A 4,832-nucleotide genomic window follows, 5' to 3' on the forward strand; every position below is an offset into this window, starting at 1 on the left:
ACAAATTTGTAATGGTATCAATATTCTGTTCAAACAAATGCTTCAATTCCGAAAGCTTCAAGTTGCCAACTTTCACTTGTACCAACATAGTTGGTTTGTTGTGCAACAAAAAAGAATGGTAAAAATCTTGATCTTTGGATATCACAACTGCATTGTTTCTAAAAGCGAACTCAGCAATAAACGCATCCTGAGTTAAATTTCCTCTCTCAAAATCAAGTGTATGATAGGCTTCATGCCCATGGCTCCGAAATAGCTTACATAAAGACCTTGGTAATTGAGCATCAATTATAAATTTCATGCGGCTACAGGTAAAATCACCACACTTTTAGCACTTATTGAAGCAGTTGCATATGCTAAGCAGGCTAAAATATCTTCTCTTTGCAAATCCTCAAATTCCGCCAAAATATCCTCAATCGAATCACCCCCACTCAGGTATTCCATGATCCCTTCCACGGTATATCTCAGCCCTCGAATGGTCGGCTTTCCGTGGCACACCTCTGGCAGAATAGTGATCCGCTGCAACAATTCATTTTCTTTCATGTGCACCTATTTTGAACTACAAAATTAGCATAAAATACATTAATAATCTACACCCCAAAACACACACCCATCAATTCCCGATATACCTCATTCCCGCTCAACAATTCCCCATTCCCCAAAATAATCAACTGCTCCCGAGCACGGGTCAGCGCCACATTCAATTTCCGATCCACCCCTTCTTCCGACAGCGAAATCAGCGATCGAAACTGACCCACGGTATTGGTACTGAGCGAAATGATGATGATGTCGCGCGCACCACCCTGGTAGCGCTCCACCGTATCAATCGTAATCAGGTCTACATCCATGCCTTTTTGCAGCAGCGCCTGTCGTATTTGCGCAATCTGTGCCCGGTAAGGCGTGATGATGCCCAGGCTGCGGGTACCAAAAGTACGACCTTCCAGAGCATAGCGGGCTTGAATTTTTTCCACCAGCTCTCCCACCAATTCCGCTTCGTGGCGGTTGGTTTTGTGTGCTGCCCCAAGCTTGTCAAGCGGCGTGGTGCAAAAAATCATCCGTTGAGTGGCCAATGCGTGCTCCAATTCAGAGGCTTCGTCCGGGTGGATAAAATTCAGGCTGCTGATTTGGGCTTGATGCCCTGGAGTCTCCGGTGGTAAAATGCGCAACTTTTCCTCATAAAAATACCGACTGGGGAAAGTCATGATGTCCTGGTGCATCCGCCCCTGGTGACTCAATTGGGCAAAGGCATGGTTCCAACCTTGGGTCTGAGCGCGTTTGTACAAGCGTTCGAAAAAAGAATTGCGCAAGTCCAACAAACCGATTTCGTGCAGGCGCTCATCGTATACTTTGGACAATTCGGGATCCTGCGCCACCACTGCTGGCAACTGCTTGTGGTCGCCAATCAGCAAAAAGTGCTTGAATTTGGGCAACAAACCCACCAGCATAGGTTCCAGAATTTGCGAAGCTTCATCAATCACCACCCGATCAAACGCCTTCAACAGAAACAACTCTGGCCGCCCAATGATAGAGGCTACCGTAGCCACAATGATGCGGTGATCTCCAATCAATGCTTTGAGTTCCTTACGGGTGCTGATTTTTTGGGAAAGCATGCTGAGCAACCGTTCCTGGTAGGCAGGAGCAGTAGAGTACCGCGACCCAATGCGCAAGTACTGGTTCCGCATTTCAGGTGAATATGTCTCGATGGACTCGCAAATTTCATCTACGGCCCGATTGGTATACGCCAGTAACAAGATCGTGTCTTTAGAGTGATCTGTCCAATGCCCCACCAGGTGCTTGAGCATTACGCTGGTTTTCCCCGTTCCTGGCGGCCCCCAAAGCAGGAAGTAATCCTGTGAAGCAAGGATAGCTTGAAAAATGGTTTGCTGCTCTGCCGTCATCTCCTGTGGGCAAGTGATAGCTGGCATTTCGCGGGGCAAATTTGGGGCGCTTACCCCCAACAACAGATAACGTTTGAAGTTGCTGCTGTTGCACAAATCGTACAAGCCACGGTATTGGGCGGTGAAACTGTTGTCCATGAGGTCGTGCTCCAGGTTCCACCACTCAAATTCCTGAAATATCTGGTCATTGAATTGGCGCGAGCGCAAGCTTACGGTTACCGTATTGGCACTCAATTCAATGATGCTGCACTTGAACAATTGATTGCGCAGAGGAGACTGGTTTTCGTCTACAAAAGGATACAACACAGCAATGTCTCCTGTTCGAAAATTGGCCAGTGGATTGGTGTGCTCACTGCGGGTAAATCGAATAATGGCCTCATCGGCACCCGCTTGATTGTCCGTGATTTTGAGGTGACTGAGGATTTCAAAATGCTCCTGCTTTTCGTGGAAGGGATTGAGCCACAGGGCAGCTTGTCCGTTGATGGTTTCGATGCCATCCAGGCCAGTTTTGGACAACTTGTGTTCCCGCGCAATAAATCCGGTAAAAGCGGTGAAGTAAGCCCTTTCAATGTCATTCAATGCGCTGAACATGCGCTGAAACTGCTCCTGATCCCGTTGCGCAAATTTACTGGCCGATTGAAACCGATAATCAGCCATGAGGTTTTGCAAGCGTTGGGTGTGTTCATCGAGGTTGTCTTCACCATTTCCGGGCAAGCCAAGGCGCTGCAAGGTATGTTCGAGTGCCAGAATGTGGTTGCGCACTTGCAAAGCCTCCCATTGGTTGCTGCGGTTGACCGGGGCAAATTTCAGGTTGTCCGTTTCCAGTGCCGAATACAGAATGTAATTGGTCGGGTCAATTTTTTTTCCGTAGGTTGCCCGAATGATCAAGTCGTACAACAAGGTTTGGATGTAATGCCCCGTATTGATTTTGAATTGATTGGGCTTGAACAGCTTGCCACTCTTGAGTTCCACAATGGCAGACTTGTTGCCATTGCGGTACAAGGCATCCAAACGTCCTTGTAAACCGTGGATGTTGGAATAAAAAGTAGGCTCCAGGTAACACTGCGCCGGGTGAATGCCTTGAGCAGGAAAGTCCAGCACGATTTCCCGTTGTAAATTGACAAAATGAGCCTGGGCTCTTTGGCGCAATTCCTTGAGTGCACTGTCGTCGATCAGGCAAAATGCCAGCGGATTGAGTGCAAAAACTTTTTTAAAGACCGCAGGAAACTCCTGATTGGGATTGTGCATCAATTCATCCAAAAAGAAGTTGGCGATATGCCCCAGCAGCAAAGAAGAACTGGAACTAAACGGCAAAAACTTTTTCAACAGGTAAGTCTCCGGCACGGTATGGTCGGTGTCGAAGCACTCGGCAATACCCGTAACGTCAATCAAGTGATCAGGTTCTACCACAAAAGCCTGCGGGCGGTAATACCCTTCCTGGTCGACTTCTACTTCCAACAAATTGAGCAGAATGGGAAACCCAAATACCTTGCGCAAAGCTTGAATGGTGGGATTAAATCCTTCATTGCGCTCGGGCAGGTTGTATTTGACTCGGATGTTTTCATCGGGGCGACTTTCGTCTTTGACCAGTAAGTATTGCTCTTCCTTGCAATCTTCCAGTGCCAACACCCGCACCACTGGCCGGTATTCCTTGATTTCGACGGGTCGAAAAGTATTGGGCCAGCTGGGGGGTACTTGATTGACCAGGGCATTCGGCGGGGTAGTTTTGCACAAACCATTGATGGTCTCGAGTACCACTTTGAAAGCAAATCCTGGCAAAAAGTGGTGATCGGAACGCAAGTCGCCTTTTTGGCGCACCTCCTGTGCCACTTTGCGAAAATTGTGCTGGTAAAATTGCAGTTTTTTGTCGAGTTGGTATTTTTGTCCCGCATAGGCCATGCGCGAAAAGAGATTGACAAAGCGCAATCGCTCCTGTTTGGTGGCCTCCATAAGTATCACCACGAGCAATTGATAGCAGGCCTCTGTTTGGGCTGCGGCATCCAACTGGTCGTTTTCAACGATTTTTTGGAGCTCCCGGTAAAAGAGTGGAGCGAAATGTGGCGGCATAGTCGGTGTTTAGTCGACAAAAATAACATTTTTTATTGTTTTCATTAAACAAATAAAAACAATATTATTTAAATAACCAATCCCGATCAATCCGCAATCCCCGTATAAGCAATTTTCAACAATTTTTGAGTCTCAGTCCCTTCCGTACTCTTCGAAATCACCGCCCCCCAGCCGCCGCCTTCCGAGCGGTAGTAATAGCTGATGCTGATCAGTTGCCCGGTTTTGTCGCGTTCCACTTTCAGCTCATCCGACCAGGCCTGTTCCTTTTTATCGGGGTTGGGAATGATGGTTTCAACGGCCCGGTTAACTTTGGGGTACAGCAATTTCGGCGGAATGTTCATCAGCAGTTTGGCAATCAAAAAGGCCTCCTGCCAGTTTTGAGTAGACAAATGGATCGAACTTTCAGAAGAATAAATGCCGCCATAGTCCATGGTATGCTCTTCGTGCAGCACGGTGGCGTCGGGAACTTCCCGCAGCTTTTCCACATACGTTTCAATCTTATACTCGCCCTCCGTATTGATGGCTTTTTTAGGTGGCGGAAATTTGGACAAGTAACCATCAAACACAAAGCCTGTTTTATCGCCATACTTGACTTTGGCCATGCCACCGCTGAGTTGATCCACGGTCAGATTCTTGGCAGTTGAGGCAGTCAGCAAAGTAACTTTTCCTCCCATTGGAACCAGATCCAGTTTGGCCGAATTGGGATCGGCATCCTTGCGCAGGTTCAAGCCACTTGGCGCCAACACGTAAAAGGTAGTGGTGTCTTCAAAAAATACAGTGCGAAAACTACTCAGCACCAGGCCACAGAGCAGCAGTGCCAACATTGAAAATTTTGTGGTAACGGAGTTCATTCGGTGCATAATCGTTTTT

The 4,832-nt window shown here is 47.6% G+C and carries 4 protein-coding genes; all 4 read right to left on the minus strand.

What is annotated here, in order from left to right; all coding sequences use genetic code 11:
- Nucleotides 1-298, minus strand: a 298-nt coding sequence (locus ABW391_RS28535) for a DUF5615 family PIN-like protein (RefSeq protein ID WP_353485312.1), incomplete at its 3' end; no start/stop codon positions are given.
- Nucleotides 295-540: a DUF433 domain-containing protein gene (locus tag ABW391_RS28540; protein ID WP_353485313.1), complete on the minus strand. Its 246-nt coding sequence runs from the start codon at nt 538-540 to the stop codon at nt 295-297. The genes ABW391_RS28535 and ABW391_RS28540, both read right to left, overlap by 4 nt.
- A 47-nt stretch (nt 541-587) precedes the next feature.
- Nucleotides 588-3,962, minus strand: coding sequence for an AAA domain-containing protein (locus ABW391_RS28545; protein ID WP_353485314.1), 3,375 nt, complete (start codon nt 3,960-3,962; stop codon nt 588-590).
- A gap of 86 nt (nt 3,963-4,048) precedes the next feature.
- A partial coding sequence (locus tag ABW391_RS28550) for an SH3 domain-containing protein (RefSeq protein ID WP_353485315.1) occupies nt 4,049-4,832 on the minus strand: 784 nt, incomplete at its 5' end.

The organism is Haliscomenobacter sp. (genome assembly GCF_040403615.1).
GTDB lineage: Bacteria > Bacteroidota > Bacteroidia > Chitinophagales > Saprospiraceae > Haliscomenobacter.